This window comes from Aeromonas sp. S16(2024) (genome assembly GCF_041403065.1).
In the GTDB taxonomy this organism is placed as follows: Bacteria; Pseudomonadota; Gammaproteobacteria; order Enterobacterales; family Aeromonadaceae; genus Aeromonas.
The window spans coordinates 1-20,354 of sequence record NZ_JBGLQX010000025.1 but is presented as its reverse complement, the minus strand read 5'-3'; the positions used below and the strand labels follow the sequence as shown (position 1 = coordinate 20,354).

Annotated in this window: 22 protein-coding genes; 13 read left to right on the top strand and 9 right to left on the bottom strand. The window is 63.6% G+C overall.

Going from position 1 to position 20,354, the window contains the following annotated elements:
- Positions 1-10 precede the first annotated feature (10 nt).
- Both rpiA and serA read left to right on the top strand, forming a co-directional pair.
- Positions 11-664, top strand: a complete 654-nt coding sequence (gene rpiA, locus ACB030_RS16920; protein WP_025327396.1) for a ribose-5-phosphate isomerase RpiA — start codon at positions 11-13, stop codon at positions 662-664.
- A gap of 208 nt (positions 665-872) precedes the next feature.
- Positions 873-2,105 carry a phosphoglycerate dehydrogenase gene (gene serA, locus ACB030_RS16915; RefSeq protein WP_025327397.1) on the top strand — a complete coding sequence of 411 codons (1,233 nt, stop codon included), beginning with the start codon at positions 873-875 and terminating at the stop codon, positions 2,103-2,105.
- Between the two features lie 205 nt (positions 2,106-2,310).
- Here the strand turns inward: serA and ACB030_RS16910 are convergent, their stop codons facing one another.
- Positions 2,311-2,691: a diacylglycerol kinase gene (locus tag ACB030_RS16910; RefSeq protein WP_005328065.1), complete on the bottom strand. Its 381-nt coding sequence runs from the start codon at positions 2,689-2,691 to the stop codon at positions 2,311-2,313.
- A gap of 141 nt (positions 2,692-2,832) precedes the next feature.
- Here ACB030_RS16910 and ACB030_RS16905 point away from each other — a divergent pair, with 141 nt between their 5' ends.
- On the top strand, positions 2,833-3,897 hold the full coding sequence (locus tag ACB030_RS16905) for a 3-deoxy-7-phosphoheptulonate synthase (protein ID WP_163137943.1): 1,065 nt from the start codon (positions 2,833-2,835) through the stop codon (positions 3,895-3,897).
- A gap of 105 nt (positions 3,898-4,002) precedes the next feature.
- Here the strand turns inward: ACB030_RS16905 and ACB030_RS16900 are convergent, their stop codons facing one another.
- From ACB030_RS16900 to ACB030_RS16890, 3 genes are all read right to left on the bottom strand, one after another.
- On the bottom strand, positions 4,003-4,788 hold the full coding sequence (locus ACB030_RS16900) for an ATP-binding cassette domain-containing protein (RefSeq protein WP_371161393.1): 786 nt from the start codon (positions 4,786-4,788) through the stop codon (positions 4,003-4,005).
- The gene (gene btuC, locus ACB030_RS16895) at positions 4,775-5,782 is read right to left on the bottom strand and encodes a vitamin B12 ABC transporter permease BtuC (protein WP_371161391.1); all 1,008 of its coding nucleotides are present in this window, start codon (positions 5,780-5,782) and stop codon (positions 4,775-4,777) included. Before btuC ends, ACB030_RS16900 begins: the two co-directional genes overlap by 14 nt.
- A gap of 86 nt (positions 5,783-5,868) precedes the next feature.
- Positions 5,869-6,618, bottom strand: a complete 750-nt coding sequence (locus ACB030_RS16890; protein ID WP_371161389.1) for a substrate-binding periplasmic protein — start codon at positions 6,616-6,618, stop codon at positions 5,869-5,871.
- A gap of 112 nt (positions 6,619-6,730) precedes the next feature.
- Between ACB030_RS16890 and ACB030_RS16885 the strand changes: the two genes are divergently transcribed.
- From ACB030_RS16885 to glgC, 3 genes are all read left to right on the top strand, one after another.
- Positions 6,731-7,087 (top strand): DMT family protein, encoded by a 357-nt coding sequence (locus ACB030_RS16885; protein WP_371161387.1) that lies wholly within the window; start codon positions 6,731-6,733, stop codon positions 7,085-7,087.
- A gap of 55 nt (positions 7,088-7,142) precedes the next feature.
- Positions 7,143-8,282: a type IVa pilus ATPase TapW gene (gene tapW / locus ACB030_RS16880; protein ID WP_106886444.1), complete on the top strand. Its 1,140-nt coding sequence runs from the start codon at positions 7,143-7,145 to the stop codon at positions 8,280-8,282.
- Positions 8,283-8,582: 300 nt separating this feature from the next.
- Positions 8,583-9,854 (top strand): glucose-1-phosphate adenylyltransferase, encoded by a 1,272-nt coding sequence (glgC, locus tag ACB030_RS16875; RefSeq protein WP_371161384.1) that lies wholly within the window; start codon positions 8,583-8,585, stop codon positions 9,852-9,854.
- A 104-nt stretch (positions 9,855-9,958) separates the two neighbouring features.
- On the opposite strand, the gene ACB030_RS16870 is transcribed toward glgC, so the two are convergent.
- The 3 genes from ACB030_RS16870 to ACB030_RS16860 are packed head-to-tail and all read right to left on the bottom strand — an operon-like array spanning position 9,959 to position 12,781.
- Positions 9,959-10,201, bottom strand: a complete 243-nt coding sequence (locus ACB030_RS16870) for a FeoC-like transcriptional regulator (RefSeq protein WP_289984633.1) — start codon at positions 10,199-10,201, stop codon at positions 9,959-9,961.
- Positions 10,202-10,244: 43 nt separating this feature from the next.
- Positions 10,245-12,515: a Fe(2+) transporter permease subunit FeoB gene (feoB, locus tag ACB030_RS16865; protein WP_371161382.1), complete on the bottom strand. Its 2,271-nt coding sequence runs from the start codon at positions 12,513-12,515 to the stop codon at positions 10,245-10,247.
- A gap of 38 nt (positions 12,516-12,553) precedes the next feature.
- A complete protein-coding gene (locus ACB030_RS16860; protein WP_163149209.1) occupies positions 12,554-12,781 on the bottom strand; it encodes a FeoA family protein in 228 nt (75 codons plus the stop codon).
- Positions 12,782-12,900: 119 nt separating this feature from the next.
- Here ACB030_RS16860 and ACB030_RS16855 point away from each other — a divergent pair, with 119 nt between their 5' ends.
- The 7 genes from ACB030_RS16855 to ACB030_RS16825 all read left to right on the top strand — a co-directional run bounded on the left by ACB030_RS16855 (position 12,901) and on the right by ACB030_RS16825 (position 18,598).
- The gene (locus tag ACB030_RS16855) at positions 12,901-13,230 is read left to right on the top strand and encodes a translation initiation factor (RefSeq protein ID WP_180345012.1); all 330 of its coding nucleotides are present in this window, start codon (positions 12,901-12,903) and stop codon (positions 13,228-13,230) included.
- A 256-nt stretch (positions 13,231-13,486) separates the two neighbouring features.
- A complete protein-coding gene (locus ACB030_RS16850) occupies positions 13,487-14,044 on the top strand; it encodes a TMEM165/GDT1 family protein (protein WP_106886435.1) in 558 nt (185 codons plus the stop codon).
- A gap of 210 nt (positions 14,045-14,254) precedes the next feature.
- Positions 14,255-15,193: a DUF2157 domain-containing protein gene (locus ACB030_RS16845; protein ID WP_371161378.1), complete on the top strand. Its 939-nt coding sequence runs from the start codon at positions 14,255-14,257 to the stop codon at positions 15,191-15,193.
- A 93-nt stretch (positions 15,194-15,286) separates the two neighbouring features.
- Complete coding sequence (locus ACB030_RS16840) at positions 15,287-16,294, top strand: DUF4401 domain-containing protein (RefSeq protein WP_371161376.1); 1,008 nt, start codon at positions 15,287-15,289, stop codon at positions 16,292-16,294.
- Between the two features lie 216 nt (positions 16,295-16,510).
- Positions 16,511-17,008, top strand: coding sequence for a GDYXXLXY domain-containing protein (locus ACB030_RS16835; RefSeq protein WP_371161374.1), 498 nt, complete (start codon positions 16,511-16,513; stop codon positions 17,006-17,008).
- 164 nt (positions 17,009-17,172) lie between these two features.
- Positions 17,173-17,946, top strand: coding sequence for a substrate-binding periplasmic protein (locus ACB030_RS16830; protein WP_371161435.1), 774 nt, complete (start codon positions 17,173-17,175; stop codon positions 17,944-17,946).
- A gap of 397 nt (positions 17,947-18,343) precedes the next feature.
- Positions 18,344-18,598 (top strand): hypothetical protein, encoded by a 255-nt coding sequence (locus tag ACB030_RS16825; RefSeq protein WP_041204490.1) that lies wholly within the window; start codon positions 18,344-18,346, stop codon positions 18,596-18,598.
- A 176-nt stretch (positions 18,599-18,774) separates the two neighbouring features.
- On the opposite strand, the gene ACB030_RS16820 is transcribed toward ACB030_RS16825, so the two are convergent.
- Both ACB030_RS16820 and ACB030_RS16815 read right to left on the bottom strand, forming a co-directional pair.
- Positions 18,775-19,062 carry a hypothetical protein gene (locus ACB030_RS16820; protein WP_371161372.1) on the bottom strand — a complete coding sequence of 96 codons (288 nt, stop codon included), beginning with the start codon at positions 19,060-19,062 and terminating at the stop codon, positions 18,775-18,777.
- A gap of 119 nt (positions 19,063-19,181) precedes the next feature.
- Positions 19,182-20,201: a diguanylate cyclase gene (locus tag ACB030_RS16815; RefSeq protein WP_371161433.1), complete on the bottom strand. Its 1,020-nt coding sequence runs from the start codon at positions 20,199-20,201 to the stop codon at positions 19,182-19,184.
- Between the last annotated feature and the right edge of the window lie 153 nt (positions 20,202-20,354).

The window sequence follows — 20,354 nt, the reverse complement described above, 5'->3', positions numbered from 1 at the left end:
AGGATCCATCATGACTCAAGATGAAATGAAGAAGGCGGCCGGTTGGGCTGCGCTCAAATACGTGGTACCCGGCACCATAGTCGGGGTGGGCACCGGCTCTACCGTCAATCACTTCATCGACGCACTGGCGACCATGAAGGACGAGATCAAGGGCGCGGTATCGAGCTCCATCGCCTCCACCGAGCGCCTCAAGGGTTTCGGCATCCCGGTGTTTGATCTCAACGACATCGATGCCCTCTCCGTCTACGTGGATGGCGCCGACGAGATCAACGGGACCCGCGACATGATCAAGGGCGGTGGCGCCGCCCTGACCCGCGAGAAGATAGTCGCCGCCGTGGCCGACCAGTTCATCTGCATCATCGACAACACCAAGACAGTCGAGGTGCTGGGCCAGTTCCCGCTGCCGGTCGAAGTGATCCCCATGGCCCGCGAATACGTGGCCCGCGAGATCAGGAAGCTTGGTGGCAACCCGGTGTGGCGTGAGGGTGTGGTGACCGACAACGGCAACATCATTCTGGACGTCAAGGGCATGGCCATCACAGACGCCAAAGGGCTGGAAGTGCAGCTCAACGCCATCGTTGGCGTGGTCACCAACGGCCTGTTCGCCCACCGCGGCGCTGACGTGGTACTGATCGGTACTCCGGATGGGGTTGTGACCCAATAATCACAGCCTGAATGGACAACGGCGCCTGATGGCGCCGTTTCTATTTATGGCTCAATGGGTTGCACCAAACAGGCTGCAAAAAACGTTGATAACTTCAAAGAATTTGACTTTCGTCACAAATATTCCCTCTCCCAAACGTTTTTGCTACTTTACGGTTTTCTTCACACTGCAAGCCTGAACGCATTTTTCAAACAATAGAGGGAACGTCATGACAGCCAAGTTTTCGCTGGACAAGGATAAGATCAAAGTACTGCTGCTGGAGGGAGTGCATCCCAACACGGTAGAGACCTTTCGGGCAGCCGGATACACCAATGTTGAGTATCTGAAGACCTCACTGTCGGAAGAGGAGCTGATCGAGCGCATTCGTGACGTGCATTTCGTGGGCCTGCGTTCACGCACCCAGATCACCGAGAAGGTGCTGGATGCCGCCGGCAAGCTGGTCGCCATCGGCTGCTTCTGCATCGGCACCAACCAGGTCTCCCTGGATGCCGCCCACGTGCGCGGCATCCCCGTCTTCAACGCCCCCTTCTCCAACACCCGCTCCGTGGCCGAACTGGTGCTGGGGGAGATACTGCTGCTGCTGCGCGGCATCCCCGAGAAGAACGCCAAGTGCCATCGCGGCGTCTGGGAGAAGCTGGCCAACCGCTCAGTGGAAGCCCGCGGCAAGAAGCTCGGCATCATAGGCTATGGCCACATCGGCACCCAGCTTGGCATCATCGCCGAGATGATCGGCATGAAGGTCTACTACTACGACATCGAGAACAAGCTCTCTCTGGGCAACGCCATCCAGGTGCCGAACCTGGTGGAGCTGCTCAACATGTCTGACGTCATCAGCCTGCACGTGCCGGAAACCGCCTCCACCAAGGATCTCATCGGCGCCGAGCAGCTGCGCATGATGAAACCGGGCGCCATTTTCATCAACGCCTCCCGCGGTACCGTAGTGGACATAGATGCCCTGGCCGACGTCATCAAGAGCGGTCACCTCTCCGGCGCCGCCATCGATGTCTTCCCGAGCGAGCCCAAGTCCAATGACGAGGAGTTCCTGACCCCGCTGCGCGGCCTGGACAATGTCATCCTGACCCCCCATATCGGCGGTTCCACCCAGGAAGCCCAGGAGAACATAGGTCTGGAAGTGGCCAACAAGCTGGTCAAATACTCAGACAACGGCTCCACCCTCTCCGCCGTCAACTTCCCGGAAGTCTCACTGCCGGGCCACAAGGGCTCCAGCCGTCTGCTGCACATCCACCGCAACCAGCCGGGCGTGATGAACCAGATCAACCAGATCTTCGCCGACGAGGGGATCAACATCGCCGGTCAGTACCTGCAAACCAGCAGCGAGATCGGCTATGTGGTGATCGACGTGGAGACTGAGCACAGCGAGAAGGCACTCTCCCGTCTCAAGGAGATCAACGGCACCATACGTGCCCGGATCCTGCACTGATGCCCTGAGCCGGTTGCTCGGACAACAAAAAGCCCGTCATCTGACGGGCTTTTTTATGATGCGATGCTCAACGCACGTCCGCGTCTTTGCTCCTTTTCCCCCTTCTCCCCTCGCGGGAGAAGGGTTGGGGATGAGGGGCGAGAAGATACAACCCTTGCCCTCTCCCAGAGGGAGAGGGCGCAAACTCACCCGCAAGATATGTGCTCTACCACCACCCCAGCAGATTGCGGCCAATCAAGGCGCCCCACACCAGGGCGTTCAAGGCCAGGGCGATAAAGACGGCGGCGGAGCCGAGATCCTTGGCACGCCCCGACAGCTCGTGATGCTCTGAGCCGATGCGATCCACCACCGCCTCTATGGCGGAGTTGAGCACCTCGACGATCACCACCAGCCAGCTGATGCAGATGAGCAGCAGGATCTCGTTGAGGGAGTTGCCGAGCCAGCCGGCCAGCGGCATCAGAGCCAAGACAAGCACCAGCTCCTGACGGAAGGCCGCCTCGTTAATCCAGGCCGATTTGAGACCCTTCATGCTGTAACCGGTTGCGTTGATGATGCGGGTGACCCCGGTCGCGCCTGGCTTTGCCACGATAACTACCTCATTTGAAATGGCTTTTAGGCTCACATCCTATCAGAGCCTCCCAAGGTTTCCATCGGGGGAGTTTTGCTTTATTTTATCCCCTTGCATTTTGGCATCCCGCCCCCCTTATTCACTCGAGAATAGAGTCGTATGTCCATTCACACCGATGAATTGCGCACCCGTCGCCTGGAGTCTCTGATCACTCCGAGCGAGCTGGCGCACGCCTTCCCGTTAAACGACACCGTCGCCCAGAATCTGCTGGATGCCCGCCACGATGTAGAAGCCATTCTGGCCGGTGAGGATCAGCGCCTGCTGGTCATCGTCGGCCCCTGCTCCATCCACGATCCGGCCGCCGCCCGCGAATACGCCCAGCGCCTCAACACCCTGCGCGAGCAATACAAAGAGAGCCTGTGCATAGTGATGCGCACCTACTTCGAGAAGCCGCGCACCATAGTCGGCTGGAAGGGGCTCATCAACGATCCGCGCCTCGACGGCAGTTTCGACGTGAATGAAGGGCTGAAGCTGGCCCGCCAGCTGCTGGTGGACATCAACGAGATGGGCATGCCCACCGCCACCGAATTCCTCGACATGGTGACCGGCCAGTACATCAGCGACCTCATCACCTGGGGCGCCATAGGGGCGCGCACCACAGAATCCCAGGTGCACCGCGAGATGGCCTCCGCCCTCTCCTGCCCGGTGGGCTTCAAGAACGGCACCGACGGCAACACCCGCATCGCCATCGATGCGGTGCGCGCCGCCCGCCACAGCCACATCTTCTATTCCCCGGACAAGGACGGCAAGATGACCATCTACCGCACCGCCGGCAACCCCTATGGCCACGTGATCCTCCGTGGCGGCCACAGACCCAACTACGACACCGCCAGCATAGACGAGGCCTGTGAGGCCCTGGCCGACGTGGGCCTGCCCGAGCGGCTGGTGGTGGATTTCAGCCACGGCAACAGCATGAAGGATCACCGTCGCCAGCTGCTGGTGGCGCAGGATATCTGCGATCAGCTGCGCCGCGGCCGCACCGGCATCGCCGGCATCATGGCCGAGAGCTTCCTGGTGGAAGGGCGTCAGGACGTGGAGAACGGCTGCGCCGTCACCTTTGGTCAGAGCATCACCGATGCCTGCCTCTCCTGGGAAGACACCGAGACCCTGCTGGCCATGCTGGCCGATGCGGCCCAGGTGCGGCTGGACAAGCAGAAAGCCTGAGCAATCCCCCCATGCAAAGGGGCCGGTATCACTGATACCGGCCCCTTTCTCTTTTCCTCGTATTCTCATCAAGGCACCTGCCGCCCAAGACGGTTTGACCCGTCGTTACAGGCTCGGCATAAACCAGGTGCGGCCGGCCGCCTCGATGCGATCCGTCCTTATCTGGAACACCCGCTCCAGCAAGGCTTCGTCGATGACATCCACACCCCCCTCGCTCACCACCCGACCCTGTTGCAGGCAGAGGATGCGATCCGCCCAGTCGATGGCCAGGTTGATGTCGTGGATGGCGATCACCACCAACAGGCCTTGCCGGGAGAGGCGCTTGAGCAGCCGCAGCAGGGCCAGCTGATGGTGCAGATCCAGCCCCGCCAGGGGCTCGTCCAGCAGCAGCACCCGTCCATCAGTGTTGAGGCCGGGCCACAGTTGCAGCAGGGTGCGGGCGATCAGCACCCGCTGCTGCTCACCGCCGGAGAGGCGGCTGAAGTCCCGCGCCAGCAGGGCATCCAGCTCGAGCGCGGCGCAGATCTCGGCCACCGCCCTGCCCTGTACCTCGGGCAACCCCTCTTCATCCAGTCCCAGGCTCAGCACCTGGAACACCGGGATATGGAACAGCTGGGGCTGGCGCTGGGGCAGCATGGCGCGGCGCCTGGCAAGCTCGGGCCAGCTCAGGTCGGTGAGCACTTCCCCCCCCAGCAGCACGGCGCCTTCGGCGGGCAGAATACCCGCCAGGGCACCGAGCAGGGTCGACTTGCCGCTGCCGTTGGGGCCGAGCAGGGCGACCAGCTGGCCCCCGGCCCAGGCGAGATCCAGTGGCGCGAGCCGCGCGGGGATCCCGAGGGCCCGCGCCTCCAGCAGCCAGAGGGGATCGGGGGAGGACTTAACGGGAGACATCGGCATCTTGCCTCAGCAGCAGGTAGATAAAGAGCGGCGCCCCGACCGAGGCGGTGATGACGCCAATGGGCAGCTCACCGGCACTAAGGGCCGAGCGCGCCACCAGATCGGCGCCCAGCAGCAGGGCGCCCCCTCCCAGCGCCGAGGCGGGCAGCAGGAAGCGCTGATCGCTGCCGCCGCACAGCCGCAGCAGGTGAGGCACCACCAGGCCGACGAAACCGATGACACCGCACAGGGACACCGCGACCCCGGTGAGCAGGCAGACCGCCAGCACCAGCCTCACCCGCATCCTGTCCACGTTCATCCCCATCAACCGGGCCTGGGTCTCCCCCAGCAGCAGTTGTTGCAGCGCCCTGCCCTGCCAGCAGAGCCAGCCGAGGGTCAGCGGCAGCACCAGCCACCACCAGGCTAGCTGCTGGCTGCCATAGGAGAGGCTGCCCATCATCCAGAACATGAATTCCCGCAGGGAGCCGTCGTCGGCGAAGTACATCAGCCAGGTCATGGCCGCATTGGTGAGGATGCCGATGGCCACCCCGAACAGCAGCAACCGGGTATGGCCGAGCCCGGCCCGCCGCGCCAGGTGGATGAGCAGCATGGTCACCACCAGGGCGCCGCCAAAGGCCGCGAGCGACAACCCCCAGCCCGGCAGATAGACGCCGAGGGACTTGGCCACCGCCATCGCCACCATGGCGGCGAGGCCAGCCCCGCTCGAGACACCGAGCAGGCCGGGCTCGGCCACAGGGTTGTGCAGCATCACCTGCAGCACGGCCCCGCCACAGGCGAGCGCCGCCCCCGCCAGCAAGGCCAGCAGGGCCCGCGGCAGGCGCAGCTCCAGCAAGATACGCAGCTCCAGCTCCCCCAGGGGCTGCCAGGGCAGCAGCACGAACTCCCCCAGAGCAAGGGAGAGCAGGAAGAGGGACAGGACCAGCAGCGACAGGGCGAGCAGCCAGTGGCGCTGCCAGCGCTGCTGGCGGTGGATGAGAGCGAGATACACGCGGGATCCCCGAAATGAGACAGGTGCCGCCCCGAACCGGGGGCCAGCAGGAAAGCTGCATGATAACAGCGCGTTACCACCCAAGGTCAAGGCTGGTAAGGCCGTGCCAGCGCCTCTATCTCGCCGCTCTCCACCATGGTCTGCAACGCCTGCGCCAGTGCAGGCCCGAGATCATGGTGAGGTGAGTGCTTGCTCATGCCCAGATAGAGCACCACAGGATGGGGCGGGCGATAGTCCGCCTTGATGAGACCGGCGTCGTTGCGCTGGCTCAGGGCGTAATCCACCTGGCAGTCGGTGCCTATCATCAGGGGCAGATGGCCCCGCTCCACCATGCGCTGCAACTGATCCTCGGTGGGCACCCCGTGCTTGTCGAGCTGGCCGTCGTCGTCGAAGGGGGCGAAATAGGCGGAGTTGAGCACATAGCCTATCTCCCTGCCGCGCAGATCCTCGTAGGTTTTCAGGGTGGCCACCGCCGCCGCCTTGCCGTAGAAGGCTGGCCGGCACTGGTAATAGGCAGGTTGCAGGTAATCGATGAAGGCCGCCCGCTCCGGGGTGTGGGCCAACCCTATCATCAAGTCCGCCTGACCTGTCTGCATCTGCTTGAGTGCCCGTCCCCAGGGCACCCGCTTGAGGGTGAGCGCTATGCCGCTGCGAGCCTGCAACTGGCGCAGAATGTCGATATCCAGACCATGGAACTCGTCGTTCTGCGCGAGCATGCGAAACGGGGGCCAGACATCGGTCACCACCGTCAGGGTTGGCGCTCCGTTTGCCATAGCGGTAACGGGCTCCATACAGGCAAACAACAGACAAAGCACTCCCCAGCTTGTCTTGCCCATCCAGTTTCAACCTTCTGTTGTCACATCCTTGTGGGTTAAAAATACCCTCATGTGCCACTTATGAAAACCCATGGAGTCGAGATAAAATGCATTGATTTCAAAGGAGAACCTAATGAACCCTATCATGACCAGTATCGGTCTGCTGATCTGCAGCAACGTCTTCATGACCTTCGCCTGGTATGTCCATCTCAAGAGCATGAACCACAAACCCTGGATCATCGCCGCCCTGGTGAGTTGGGGTATCGCCCTGTTCGAGTACCTGTTGCAGGTGCCCGCCAACCGCATCGGCCACACAGTGCTCTCGGTCGGTCAGCTCAAGATACTGCAGGAGGTGATCACCCTCACCGTGTTCGTTCCCTTCTCCATCTTCTATCTGAAAGAGGACCTGAAGTGGGACTACCTCTGGGCCGGCCTGTGTATCCTGGGCGCGGTGTTTTTTGTGTTTCGCGAGAAACTGACCGGTGCCTGAGGCTGTACACTCAAGCACATTGCTCCCCCTATTTCTTTGAGTGACGAGGCAACACATGGAATTGCGAGACATGCTACAGATCCTGGCCAAGCAGGATGGCTCCGACCTCTATCTCTCCACAGGTGCGCCCCCCTGCGCCAAGTTCAACGGCGCCCTGCGCCCCCTGAACGAGGTGCCGCTCGAGCCGGGCGAGGTGGCCAGGATAGCCGCCGAGCTCATGGACTCGGAGCAGAAGCAGCAGTTCGAGAAGGAGCTGGAGATGAACCTCGCCATCTCCCTGCCCCAGATCGGCCGCTTTCGGGTCAACATCTTCAAGCAGCGCAACGAGGTCTCCCTGGTGGCGCGCAACATCAAGACAGAGATCCCCCGCTTCGAGGACTTGAAGCTTCCCCCCGTGCTGCTCGACACCATCATGGAGAAGCGCGGCCTGGTACTCTTCGTCGGCGGCACCGGCTCGGGCAAATCCACCTCGCTCGCGGCCCTCATCGACCATCGCAACCGCAACAGCGGCGGCCACATCATCACCATCGAGGATCCGGTGGAGTTCGTCCATCGCCACCGCAAGAGCATCATCAACCAGCGGGAGGTGGGGGTGGATACCCGCAGCTTCCACGCGGCCCTGAAGAACACCCTGCGCCAGGCGCCGGACGTCATCCTCATAGGTGAAATTCGCGACCGGGAGACCATGGAACATGCGCTGGCCTTCTCCGAGACCGGGCATCTGGCCATCTCCACCCTGCACGCCAACAACGCCAACCAGGCGCTGGATCGCATCATCAACTTCTTCCCCGAGGAGCGCAGGCCCCAGCTGCTCAACGACCTTGGCAACAACCTCAAGGCCTTCGTCTCCCAGCGGCTGGTGAAGACCACAGACGGCGGCCGCCGGGCGGCGGTGGAGGTCATGCTCGGCACCCACACCATTCGCGATCTCATCAAGCGCGGCGAGTTTGGCGGCCTCAAGGAGATCATGGAGAAATCCAGGGCCCTCGGCATGGTCACCTTCGACAGCACCCTGTTCGATCTGGTGGTGGAGGGGGTGATAGACGAAGAAGAGGCGGTCAAGAACGCAGATTCCCAGAACAACCTGCGCCTCAAGATCAAGCTGTGGAGGGAGAAGGGGCAGATAGGCAACAGTGCGGCGGCCAGCGGCTGGAGCCTGGAACCCACCAAGGATGATAACAACGATCTCTTCTAGTCAGGCGCCCCCTCCCCCGCTCAACACCCGGCCGCCCTCGCGGCCGGGTGTTCGATAAGAGCGCGGCTGACCCCCTCCCTTCGCTCTGCCCTCTGCCCTCTGCCCTCTGCCCTCTGCCCTCTGCCCTCTGCCCTCTGCCCATCATGCGACCACAAATCTAGCCATCTTCCTGATTGGCAATGGCGCTCGCTCACATAAATGACAAAAAAATCAATTTGAATCCCCTGCTGATTGAAAGCCCTTTCAAACAAGCCTCAAAAGAGGCACCATTGAGGAGGTATATCAATAAAGGGGTATTCAATGTTGTTACAACCAGCCAACACAGCAAGGTCCAGGCAGTTATTGAACGAGACCATGGCGTTGGTGTTAGCCGGGGGGCGAGGCAGTCGGCTCCAGCAGCTGACGGACAGCAGGGCAAAACCGGCCGTTCATTTTGGTGGCAAGTTCCGCATCATCGACTTCGTCCTCTCCAACTGCATCAACTCCGGGATCCGCCGGATCGGCGTGGTCACCCAGTACAAGTCCCACAGTCTGCTGCGTCACCTGCAGTCGGGCTGGTCCTTCCTGCGCTACCAGATGAACGAATTCATCGAGCTGCTGCCGGCCCAGCAGCGCATTGACGAGGTCAGCTGGTATCGCGGCACCGCCGATGCGGTCTACCAGAACATGGACATCATTCGCGAGCACGGCCCCAAATATGTGGTGGTGCTGGCGGGGGATCACATCTACAAGATGGATTACGCCGCCATGCTGCTCGATCATGTCAACCTGGGCAGCCGGGTGACGGTGGCCTGCATAGAGGTGCCGCGCCAGGAGGCCAGCGCCTTCGGCGTGATGGCGGTGGATGAGAGCCGCAAGATCAACGCCTTCGTCGAGAAGCCCGTCGACCCGCCCGCCATGCCGGACAAACCCGACACAGCGCTGGCCTCCATGGGGGTCTATATCTTCGACGCCGACTACCTCTATCAGCTGCTGGAAGAGGATCTTGCCAACGAGCAGTCCCACCACGACTTTGGCATGGACGTGATCCCGCGGGTGGTCAAGGAGGGCACCGCCTATGCCCATCCGTTCAGCCTCTCCTGCGTCGGCTGCTGCCCGCAAAAGCGCCCCTACTGGCGCGATGTGGGCACTGTGGACTCCTTCTGGGAGGCGAACATGGATCTCGCCTCTGTGACGCCCGAGCTCGACATCTACGATCAGGACTGGCCCATCTGGACCAGCCAGAAGATGACGGCCCCCGCCAAGTTCGTGCAGGATCAGAACGGCCAGCACGGCATGACCATCAACTCCCTGTTCGCCGGCGGCACCATAGTCAGCGGCTCCTTCATCGTGAGCTCCGTGCTGTTCAACAACGTGCGGGTCGACTCCTTCTGCACCCTGGATCAGGCGGTGATCTTCCCCGGGGTCGAGATAGGGGCCGGTTGCCGGTTGCGCCGGGTGGTGATCGACAAGGGCTGCCGGTTGCCGGAAGGGCTGGTGGTGGGGGAAAACGCCTGCGAGGATGCCCGCCGCTTCTACCGCTCCGAGCAGGGCATAGTGCTGGTCACCCAGGAGATGCTGGCCAGGCTGTGATGGCCACATCTGCCCGCCCCGCCTATCGGCAACAGACGCAAAACAAGAGACCCGCCAATGGCGGGTCTCTTGTTGTCAGATAACGCTCTCAGGCGGCAGCGCGTTCAGCGCCGCTGTACCAGGCCGATCCGGCCGGGTTCGCACCACTCGAACATCACCTCCTCGCTCTTGCCGCAGCAACTGCCGCCGCACACCCGGGTCTCCCGCTTGGTGACGCGGCCCTTGCGCATCCAGACGCCGAGCATGGCCTCCACCGCATCCTCCGAGGTGTGGAAGTGGCGGGCCAGATCCCGCCGGCTCACCTTCTGCTGCTGTGCCAGATAATCACCCAGCTCTCGCAATATCATGGCGTGACCTCCCCTCGATGGGTCCATCCCCTCTTTTGCGCCGTCACAGGGTCACTACCTTGCGGGCGACTATGTCCCCGTGGCGGCGGCCGAACCACCACAGCAGCACCAGGGAGAGCCCGTAGCTCAGGGTCCAGAGCAGGCTCTGCTCGGGGTGAGCGGCAAAGGTCGCCAGCTGATAGAAGAGGGTGGCGCACATGAAGGCCATGTAGTTGCACCAGGCGGCGGTGAACAGGGCCCACTGGCGGCCGGTCTCCCGCACCAGGGCGCCCATGGCGGCGGCACAGGGCATGTAGAGCAGCACGAACAGCAGGTAGGCGAAAGCACCGGCCGCCCCGTCGAAGTGGGTCTGCATGTTGCCGTAGGTGGAGGTATCCACCTCCTGGGCCTCGGCGGCCGCCTGCTGATCCGCCAGCTCCCCGACCTTGAGCCCCATGGGATCGGCGGGATCTATGTCCGCCAGGTTGGCGGGAATGGTGGCCAGCGCCTCCTTCAGGCTCCCGAGCAGGGAGTATTCACTCTCCTCCTCGTCACCGGCGCTGCCGGCGTAGAGGCTGTTGAGGGTGGCCACTACCGCCTCCTTGGCGAAGATGCCGGTGAGGATGCCGACCGTGGCCTGCCAGTTCTCCTCTCGGATCCCGATGGGGTGCAGCACTGGGGTCACCGACTGGCTGATCTTGCTCAGCACCGAGTTTTCCTGATCCTGGTTGCCGAAGCTGCCATCGGTACCCAGCGAATTGAGTACGCTCAGCACGGCCACCATCAGCACTATGGTCTTGCCCGCGCCGAAGATGAAGGCCTTGAGTTTTTGCCAGGTGCGCAGCCCCACGTCCACCGGACGGGGCCACTCGTAATCCGGCATCTCCATCACCATGGAGTCGCTCTTGCCCGGCAGCAGGGTGCTGCGCAGAAAGAGCCCGGTGAGCACGGCCACCAGTATGCCGAGCAGGTAGAGGCCGAACACCAGGTTCTGGCCCGATTCGGGGAAGAAGGCTACCGCAAACAGGGCATAGACCGGCAGCCGGGCGCCGCACGACATGAAGGGCGCCATGGCCGAGGTCATCAGCCTCTCGCGCTCCGACCCCAGAGTGCGGGTCGCCATCACCGCAGGCACTGTGCAGCCAAAGCCCATCAGCATGGGGACGAAGGCCTTGCCGGGCAGGCCGAGGCGGCGCATCAGGGCATCCACCACGAAGGCGGCGCGGGCCAGGTAGCCCGAGCTCTCCAGCACGGCGAGGAACAGGAAGAGGCAGCCCACCACGGGGATGAAGGTTGCCACCGTCTGCAAGCCGGCGCCCACGCCGTCCGCCAGCACGGCCCCCAGCCAGTCGGGTGCCGACACCAGCCCCAGCAGGTGATGCACCCCGTCCACGAACAGGGCGCCCCCCAGGATATCGAAGAAGTCGATGAAGGCGCTGCCCACCTTGATGGCGAACATGAACATCAGGTACATCACCAGCAGGAAGAAGGGGATGCCCACCCAGCGGTTGAGCAGCATCCTGTCCAGCCGCTCGCTCTGGGCGACGGTGAGCTTGTCCTGATGGCGGCACGCCTGCTGGCACCAGTGGTGGATGTGGCCGTAGCGCAAGTCAGCCAGTTGCAGATCTATGTCCTGGGCGTGATGGGCGCGGCTCACCACGTTGTCGGCCGCCGCCTGCTGACCCGCCGCCAGGGTCTCCTGCATGGCAACGTCCTCCTCCAGCAGGCGCAGGGCACGGCCGCGGTCACTGAGGTGGTGAGGGGCGAGCAGGGTCTCGAGCTCGGCGATGTCGGCTTCCAGCGGCTGACCGTAATCGAGCACCAGGGCGCGCTGGGGCTGGCCGATGAACTGGTGGATCTGCTCCTTGAAGGCCGCCACCTGCTGGCGATTGTGGGCCGAGAGCGACACCACGGGGCAACCGAGCGCCTGGCCGAGCAGCCCCTCGTCTATGGTGATGCGGCGCTTTTGCAGCAGATCCATCTTGTTGAGCACCACCACCATGGGCAGGCCCAGCTCCCGCAGTTGCAGGGTGAGATAGAGGGAGCGTTCAAGATTGGCGGCGTCGATGACGTTGAGCAGCAAATCCGGCTGCTGGCCCTGCACGAAGCGGCTGGCGATCTGCTCGTCCAGGCTCGCCTCCTGATTGGCCAGGGAGTAGATACCGGGCAGGTCCACCAGGGTGTAATCCTGCCCCTTGGCGGAAAACTCGCCCATCTTCTTGTCGACGGTGACCCCGCTCCAGTTGCCCACCTGCTGGCGGGCACCGGTCAGGGCGTTGAACAGGGACGTCTTGCCGCTGTTGGGGTTGCCGACCGTTACCAATGCGTAATTCATAGCCGTGCTACCTCGATTGTCTGCTGAACCCGACGAATTCATACCGGCTCGACCTCTATCTGCTGGGCCAGGCTCTTTTGCATGGAGAGGCAGATGCCCTGGCACTGGATCTGGAGCGGATCCCCCAGGGGGGCCGCCCGCAGATAGAGGATCTCGGTCTGGGGCAAGAGCCCCATCACCATCAGCTTGCGTCGCAAGGTACGGCCAAGCTGGTTCATGTTCTTGATGCGAGCACGCTGCCCCGGCGACAACTCTGTGAGTACCATGACGGGCTCCTGAAGTTAAACAAGAATAATTCGCTTTTAGTGGGAGGATTATAAGCTGTGCCCTCAACATTTATTTGCGTAAAATCAAACTCCGCTTAGCTAACCGACAAAGTATTGCCATGAGTCACGACAACAACAGCCGCCTGGTCTACAGCACGGACGGCGGCATGATCAAGGAATCCGCCCCCACCCAAAGCGCCTCCCCCTTCCCCGCCGACGGGGTCGTGCGCATCCGCCGCGAGACCAAGGGGCGCAAGGGCGCCGGTGTCATCACTATCCACGGCGTGCCGGCCGAACAGCAGAAAACCATCGCCACCCTGCTCAAGAAGAAGTGCGGCACCGGCGGCGGCCTCAAGGAGGGGATCATCGAGATCCAGGGGGACAAACGGGACCTTATCAAGGCCGAGCTGGAGAAAGCCGGCTTTCAAGTCAAGCTGGTGGGCGGGTGATCATCCAGCCACACGCCTTGCTTCAGAGGACGTTTTTCCCTAGAATGCCGGCTCCCATCGAGGGGGAGTAGTCTCGCCACGGGTGCCAACCCGGTGCGCGACCCTGATCAACATACTTGGTGCCAACTCACCATGGTCAGGGTGATCCGGGCAATGCCGGATTTGACAAGACCTTTGACGGGCCAGTGCCAATACCGGGGACGGATGGCGCAGGCTTGTCTTTGGTTTATAACAATTCCGTCCCCCGGTCATATTTATGGAAGCCTTGTTAACCTCAACCCTGAGCGTGGCCATCGCCGAGATCGGCGACAAGACCCAGCTCCTGGCGTTGCTGCTCATCTGTCGTTTTCGCAAACCCTGGCCCATCATCGCCGGCATGCTGGTCGCCACCCTGCTCAACCATGCGGGTGCCGCCTGGATAGGGGAGTTCATCAGCAGCTGGATGGACCCCAAGGTGATGACCTGGCTGGTCGCCGGGGCCTTCATCGCCATGGCGGTCTGGATCCTGGTGCCGGACAAGATGGACGATGAAGAGAGTTCCCTCGACAAATACGGCCCCTTCATGGCCACCTTCGTGCTGTTCTTCATCGCCGAAATAGGCGACAAGACCCAGATAGCCACAGTGCTGCTGGCGGCCAAGTACGACTCCCTCACTCAGGTCATCACGGGCACCACCCTCGGCATGATGCTGGCCAACGTGCCCGTGGTGCTGCTTGGCAAGCTGGGGGCCGACAAGCTGCCCCTCCAGGGGATCCGCATCGCCTGCGCCATCCTCTTCGTGGGCCTGGGCGCCAGCACCCTGATCTTCGTCTGACGCGCCAGCAACGAGGGGATGGGATGGGCGTGAGCACCCATCCATATCCCCCTCTGCCCGTCATCAGAGCCCCCTCCTCCCGGTCGGGGCTTTTTTTGTCGTCCGCGTCCTGCTTCCCTGTCGCATCAGCGCCACCGGGGTCTGCCCCAGGACGCGGCGCCGTGCCATAATGCCTTACCATTCAGGCACGACGGCACCAGGAGCCTCGCCATGCTCGTCACCTCAAGACAGACCCTGCTCGACTGGGTCAGACGCGGTCGTCTCCCCAGGGAGTCATTGCCCGCCGCCCTCGCCCTCTGCGATCTGCCCCCGGCCCCCGTGCGCTGGCAGTGGCTGTTCGACAGGCTGCTGCTCTGGCTCGGCTGCCTCTGCCTGGGGGCTGGCCTGGTGTTCTTCGTCGCCTTCAACTGGCAGGCGCTGGGCCGCCTCTCCCGCCTCGCCCTGCTGGAGCTGCCCCTGCTCGCCATGCTGCTGGTGCTCTGGCGCAAGCCCCTGGCCGACACCCCGCGCCAGGCCCTGCTGCTGGCGGTGGCCCTCAACATAGGCGCCCTGCTGGCCCTGGTGGGTCAGACCTATCAGACAGGTGCCGATCCCTGGCAACTCTTCGCCACCTGGGCCCTGCTGCTGTTGCCCCTGGCGGCGCTCGGCAGGAGCCCCCTGCTCTGGACGCTCTGCTGGCTGCTCGGCCAGCTGGCCCTGGTGCTCTACTGGCGGCTCGGCCTCATCGATCTCTTCTTCTCCTTCGACGAGGAAGCCCTCGGCTGGTGCCTGACCCTGCTCAACGCCGCCCTCTGGGGGGCGCTCATCCTGGCCCCCGCGCGGCTCGGGCTCATGCCCTCCTGGCTCCCGGGGCTGGCCGCCGGGCTCGGGGTCACCCTGCTGGCCCTGCTGGCGCTGTTCGATGCCGCCTCCCCCTGGGTCTGGCCCGCCTGGCTCGCATGGCTTGGGGCCGCCTATCTGCGCTGGCACCACAGGTTTATCGCCGGGCTCGCCATGGGGTGCCTGAGCCTTATCGCCGTGATCCTGGCGGCCCTTGGCAAGTGGATGGAGCCCGACATGAACGGCTTCCTGCTGCTGAGCCTGATTGCCATCGGCCTCTCGGTGATGGCCAGCCGCTGGCTGCAACAACAACGGAGGTCCCATGCCTGAGCCGATCCTCTGGTCACCCCTGCTGGCCATCCCATCGCCATCGGACTTTCATGGTCATGGCCAGCCGCTGGCTGCAACAACAACGGAGGCAGCATGTCTGATCTGAGTCCTTGGGAGAGGCTGCGGGCCGCCCATCTGGTGGAGGGCGACGCCCCTCAAGACGAGCAACCTCACTGGTCGAGCCGCTTCCTGCTCGGCATGGTGGGCTGGCTGGCCGCCCTCTTCCTGCTGTTCTTCCTGTTCATGGCCTTCGAGAGCCTGATCCGCGAAGCGAACCACGCCCTTGTCATGGGCACCCTGCTGATGGCCGCCGCCCTCGGCCTCAACCGCCTGGCCCGGCGCAGTGATCTCTGGGATCAGTTCGTGCTGGCGCTCGCGCTCGCGGCCGATGCCTGGCTGCTCTATGGCCTCATCGACCAGATTGACCCCCACTCGGCCCCGCTCTGGCTGGGACTGGCCCTGCTGTCGCTGGCCATCGCCGCCCTGTTCGAGCACTGGCTGGTTCGCCTCTTCCACAGCTTCGCCGCCGCAATCCTGCTGACCATGGGGCTCGCCTGCCTCGGCCTGCAACTGCTGGCCCTGCCGCTGGTGATGGCCGCCCTCACCTTCTGCTGGCTGCAGGCCGAGCGCGACCCAGAACGCCATTCGCTCTATGAGTCCCTGACCCTGGGGCTGGCGCTCTCCCTGCTGGTGCTGGGCCGGTTGCACCATCCACTCTGGGACGGCAGCACCAGCGCGCTCGATGAGCTCGGGCTCTCACGCCTGCCACTCTGGCTCAATCCCCTGCTCTGCGCCGCCCTGCTGCTCGGGGTCATGGTGAAACTGAAACTGCCGTTGCTCTACGGCCTGCCCCTGGTGGTGATCAGCGCCATCATCCCCGGCATGGGGGCCGGCGCCCTGGTGCTGGTGCTCGGCTTTTATGCCGGGAGCCTGGGGCTCATGACACTGGCCGGCCTGCTGCTGCTCGGCTTTGGCTCCCTCTACTACTACGATCTCGGGCTGACCCTGATGACCAAATCCTGGCTGCTGCTTGGCTCGGGGGCCCTGCTGCTCGGCGCCCGCCAGTTGTTGAACATCCTCGGCAAGGAGATCGCCTCATGAAACGCTTTGCCCTCTTGCTGACCGGCCTCGCCACATTGCCGGGCTCCGGTCCCCTGTTGCTCGGCGACGACCAATGGCCCAAACACCTGCATGGGAGGCTCCCCTCATGAGACGACCTGGCCTCTTGCTGACCGGCCTCGCCACATTGCCGGGCTCCAGCCCCCTGTTATTCGGCGACGACCAATGGCTCACACACCAGCATGGGAGTATCCCCTCATGAGACGCCTTGATTTCTTGCTGACCGGCCTCGCCATCCTGGTGGGCATCAATGTCACCGTCTGGCGCTTCGAGCATGCCATGAGCAGCGGCGAGACAGTGCTGCTTGAGCTGGCCCCGGTCGATCCTCGCTCCCTGATGCAGGGGGATTACATGCGCCTGAGCTACGCCCTCGCCCGCCAGTTGGGGAGCCCGCACCAGGAGGGTGCCGCCACCCAGACCCTGGTCATCCGCCTCGATGAGCAGCAGGTGGCGCAGCGGGTGGAGGGTGGCACCCCCGACGCCCTGGCCCCGGATCAGCGCCTGCTGCAGGCCCGCTGGCAGCAGGGCCAGTGGTGGATAGGGCCGGATGCCTTCTTCTTCGAGGAGGGGACAGCCGCCCAGTACGAGCAGGCGCGCTATGGCGAATTCAGGCTGCAACCGGACGGCGCAACCCTGCTGGTCGGCCTGCGCGATCAGGCCCTCAAGCCCATAGGCCATACCCGCCCGGCCTGGTGATGGGCCGTCCCGGGAGCGCGCTGCCGCTCCCCCTGTTGCGCCACGCCTTGGCACAGCAACAGCGATGGCTCGTCCCTTCGGGTGGCGAAACCCCGCGGCTTGGCAACACTTGAAGCTGGGCACTCGGCAGCAGGACGGTCAGGATGAGCGCAGGAATAGGAAGGATCAGGAACAGAACCGCCCTCTTGGCCACACTTTTAGCCACACTCTGGGGCGGGCCGGGGGAGATGGGGCAGGCCAGCGCCAGCCCGGCCCTTGGCAAGCTTCACTACCTCACCGAAGAGTACAAACCCTATAACTTCACCGGGGAAGATGGCAGCCCCAGCGGCTTTGCCATCGAGCTGCTGCACCAGGTGTGGCAGAAGACGGGCACCCCGCCCCAGGAGATCAGCATCCTCCCCTGGGCCAGGGGCTACTACCTGCTGACCCAGAAGCCCAACGTGGTGCTCTTCGCCACCGCCCGCACCGAGGCGCGGGATCCCCTGTTCAAGTGGGCCTGCCCCATCGGCTATGCCGAAATCGTGTTGATGGGGCTGGCCAGCCATCCCCTCAAGATCGCCCGGCTGGAGGATGCCCAGCAGCACACCATAGGCGCCGTGCGCGCCGACGTGGGGGAGCAGCTGCTGCTCAACAGCGGCTTCGACGAGCAGAAGATAATGACAGCCAACCGCCTCCCCCAGGCGCTGCGGATGCTCACCTCGGGCCGGGTCGACCTCATCTCCAGCAACAAGGCCACCCTGATGGATCTCATCCAGGCCCAGCAGCTGGATCCCGCCCAGTTCGAGGTGCGCTGGGTCCTGAGCTCCGAGCAGTTCTGCTTTGCCTTCAGCCATCCGGTGGACGATGCCCTGGTCAAGGAGTTCCAGCACGGCCTGACCCAGGTGCTGGCCAGCAGCGAGTTCCAGCGGATCCAGCACAAGTACTTCCCGGCGCCCTAGTGCCCTTCGATGCCAGCAGAGAGGCCCGCCATGGGCCTCTCGCTTGCCGGGTACCGCTCTCCTTGCTCAGCCCTGCTCTCTTCACTCAGCCCCGCCCAACCCTTGATCCCCATCACGAACACCATTGAATGTCTGACGCCGGTCGCCCCAAGGGGTGACAGGGGCCGCTCTGGGTCCGTAAAATGACGCCGGGAGTCTGTTGGCCCTCTCCTCGGGCAAGGGGACGGCGCACAATGGCGGCCAAGCCGTTGTGGCAACGCCCATGGTGGCGCGCACGACGGCAAGCCGCCGGGCACCCTTCCCCCAGGCGCCATCTCCCTATACCCCGGAGCCCATGGCACCGGCATTTCGTTTGAACAGATCAGGATTGAACATGCAAGGCACAGTGAAGTGGTTGATGAGTATCTCGGTTTGCGCCCTGTTGATGGCGTGCGGCGGCGACAAGACCACGGGCAAGGCCTGTCTTGGCGCCAACAATGACTCTCTGGTGGAGGGGATGCAGGACAAATGCAAGGCGGGTGACACTGTGGCCACCAAGCATCCGGCCTATTTCTGCGACTTCAACTACGCCGTCGCCTACAACAGTTACAACTCCGCCATCTGCGTCTACTCGGGGGCATTGAAACCGGAGCGCACCACCGAGAAATCATGACTCGGGCAACCCTGCCAGGGGTTGCCATCAGGCAGCAGAATGAGTGGCCCGAACCTTGTGGCTCGGGCTCTTTGGGCCAAAAAGGGTCTTTATTTGACCCGCATCAGGCGGTGGCACTGCCCACCGAGCTCCAGCTGGACAACCTGGTAGCGGGCCATGGCATCGACCCGGGCCATCTATTTGACCCGCATCAGACGGTGGCACTGCCCGCCAAACTCCAGCTGGACAACCTGGGAGCGGGCCATGGCATCGACCCGGGCCAGCATCTCGGCGCTGTAGCCCTTGCGGTGCATCCACTGCATGGGCTCCTCGAAGCTGCCTTCGTTGACGATGAAGGTGTCTGTGTAGGCATCCTTGATGATGCTGACCACCCAGATGCGCTGCTGAAACTCGGAGAGCTCCGCAAAGAGGGTGGCCACTTTCGCCGCCAGGGCGCGGAACTGGCCGATAACGCGGTTTGCCATGGTAGAGAGTGCCTGTGTTGAGGGAGACGCATCCTAGCATCCCGGGCGCGGGGGCAACAATGCGCGACATCAAAGCCGCGGCCCCTGGCCCCCTTGCCATGGGCAGGGGCAGGGGCGCCTCAGACGCAACCGGTCCGCCCCTCCAGCGCGCGGCGCTGGCGCTTGACCGCATACATGCGCGCATCGGCCTGGCGCAGGGCGTCGTCTATGCTGGTGTGCGCCGGATCTATGGCCACGGCCCCCACGCTGGCGCCGGGATAGTCCAGCACCCGGGAGGGGATTGGCACTTGAAAGACGCTCTGCTCGAACAACCGGCGCTGGAAGCCCTGCACCGCCCCCTCGACCGTCTCATGCCCCTGATGAGGCCCCATGCCCACCACGACGAACTCGTCCCCCCCGACCCGCGCCAGCAGATCGCCGCCGCGCAGGGCCGCCGACAGTTGCTGCGCCATGGTGATCAGCAGCTTGTCCCCCGCCTCGTGACCGTGGGTGTCGTTGATCTGCTTGAAGCCATCGAGATCGATAAAGGCGATGAGCACAGGATGCCCGGCCCGCTCCGACAGGGAAAACAGGCGAGCCAGCTCCTGCATCAGCGCCCGCCGGTTCGGCAGGCCGGTCAGGGGATCGCTGAGGGCCTGGCGCGCCAGCTCCTGGTTGGCCTGCTGCAACTGCTGCAGCAACTGCTCCCGCTCCACATGCTCGGCGATCAGCCGGGCGAAGAAGCCGATGAGCTGCTCTGAGCCCGCCACGAAGGGCTTGCGCTCGGCGCTGGCGGCGCACAGGGTGCCATAAAGCGACCCCGAGGGGGTGCGCACCGGGCTGCTCAAATAGGTGCGAATGCCCATGATCCTGGCCGCATCCGAATCGCCCCAGCACTCGGCCACGTTGTCGGTGAACATGCGCCCCTCATCGATGGCGCGCCGGCACAGGGTATCGCTCCAGTCCACCGTGATCCCCTCCGGGATCTGCAGCCCGGCCACGTCGTTGGCATTCTTGGCATAGCGGATGCTCTGCGTGCCCTGCTCGACATCAATCTGGGTGAGATAGGTCGACTCCAGCCCGGTCACCGCCTCCAGCATTTCCAGCAGGGGCCGGGTCAGGCTCTCCAGATCCCGCGCCTGCGTGACCCGCTCCGACAGCAGGGCGGGATCGCACTTTGTTAATGAAATTTGAACAGGCAGATCGTCTGTGATCTAATCGCGTCTCCATGCAGGAGGCACGCGCTATGACGTTGATTGAACACCTTACCCTTGTCGAAGAAACTCGCTCTGAGATCAATCGTAAACATAACC

Coding starts and splice junctions, on each gene's coding strand:
- ACB030_RS16860 (WP_163149209.1), bottom strand. CDS start 12,781: ATGGTACTCACAGAGTTGTCGCCGGGGCAGCGTGCTCGCATCAAGAAC.
- ACB030_RS16900 (WP_371161393.1), bottom strand. CDS start 4,788: ATGTCTCCCGTTAAGTCCTCCCCCGATCCCCTCTGGCTGCTGGAGGCG.
- ACB030_RS16840 (WP_371161376.1), top strand. CDS start 15,287: ATGTCTGATCTGAGTCCTTGGGAGAGGCTGCGGGCCGCCCATCTGGTG.
- ACB030_RS16825 (WP_041204490.1), top strand. CDS start 18,344: ATGAGTATCTCGGTTTGCGCCCTGTTGATGGCGTGCGGCGGCGACAAG.
- ACB030_RS16855 (WP_180345012.1), top strand. CDS start 12,901: ATGAGTCACGACAACAACAGCCGCCTGGTCTACAGCACGGACGGCGGC.
- ACB030_RS16820 (WP_371161372.1), bottom strand. CDS start 19,062: ATGGCAAACCGCGTTATCGGCCAGTTCCGCGCCCTGGCGGCGAAAGTG.
- ACB030_RS16870 (WP_289984633.1), bottom strand. CDS start 10,201: ATGATATTGCGAGAGCTGGGTGATTATCTGGCACAGCAGCAGAAGGTG.
- glgC (WP_371161384.1), top strand. CDS start 8,583: ATGTTGTTACAACCAGCCAACACAGCAAGGTCCAGGCAGTTATTGAAC.
- ACB030_RS16885 (WP_371161387.1), top strand. CDS start 6,731: ATGAACCCTATCATGACCAGTATCGGTCTGCTGATCTGCAGCAACGTC.
- ACB030_RS16845 (WP_371161378.1), top strand. CDS start 14,255: ATGCTCGTCACCTCAAGACAGACCCTGCTCGACTGGGTCAGACGCGGT.
- ACB030_RS16890 (WP_371161389.1), bottom strand. CDS start 6,618: ATGGGCAAGACAAGCTGGGGAGTGCTTTGTCTGTTGTTTGCCTGTATG.
- feoB (WP_371161382.1), bottom strand. CDS start 12,515: ATGAATTACGCATTGGTAACGGTCGGCAACCCCAACAGCGGCAAGACG.
- ACB030_RS16905 (WP_163137943.1), top strand. CDS start 2,833: ATGTCCATTCACACCGATGAATTGCGCACCCGTCGCCTGGAGTCTCTG.
- ACB030_RS16835 (WP_371161374.1), top strand. CDS start 16,511: ATGAGACGCCTTGATTTCTTGCTGACCGGCCTCGCCATCCTGGTGGGC.
- ACB030_RS16850 (WP_106886435.1), top strand. CDS start 13,487: ATGGAAGCCTTGTTAACCTCAACCCTGAGCGTGGCCATCGCCGAGATC.
- rpiA (WP_025327396.1), top strand. CDS start 11: ATGACTCAAGATGAAATGAAGAAGGCGGCCGGTTGGGCTGCGCTCAAA.
- serA (WP_025327397.1), top strand. CDS start 873: ATGACAGCCAAGTTTTCGCTGGACAAGGATAAGATCAAAGTACTGCTG.
- tapW (WP_106886444.1), top strand. CDS start 7,143: ATGGAATTGCGAGACATGCTACAGATCCTGGCCAAGCAGGATGGCTCC.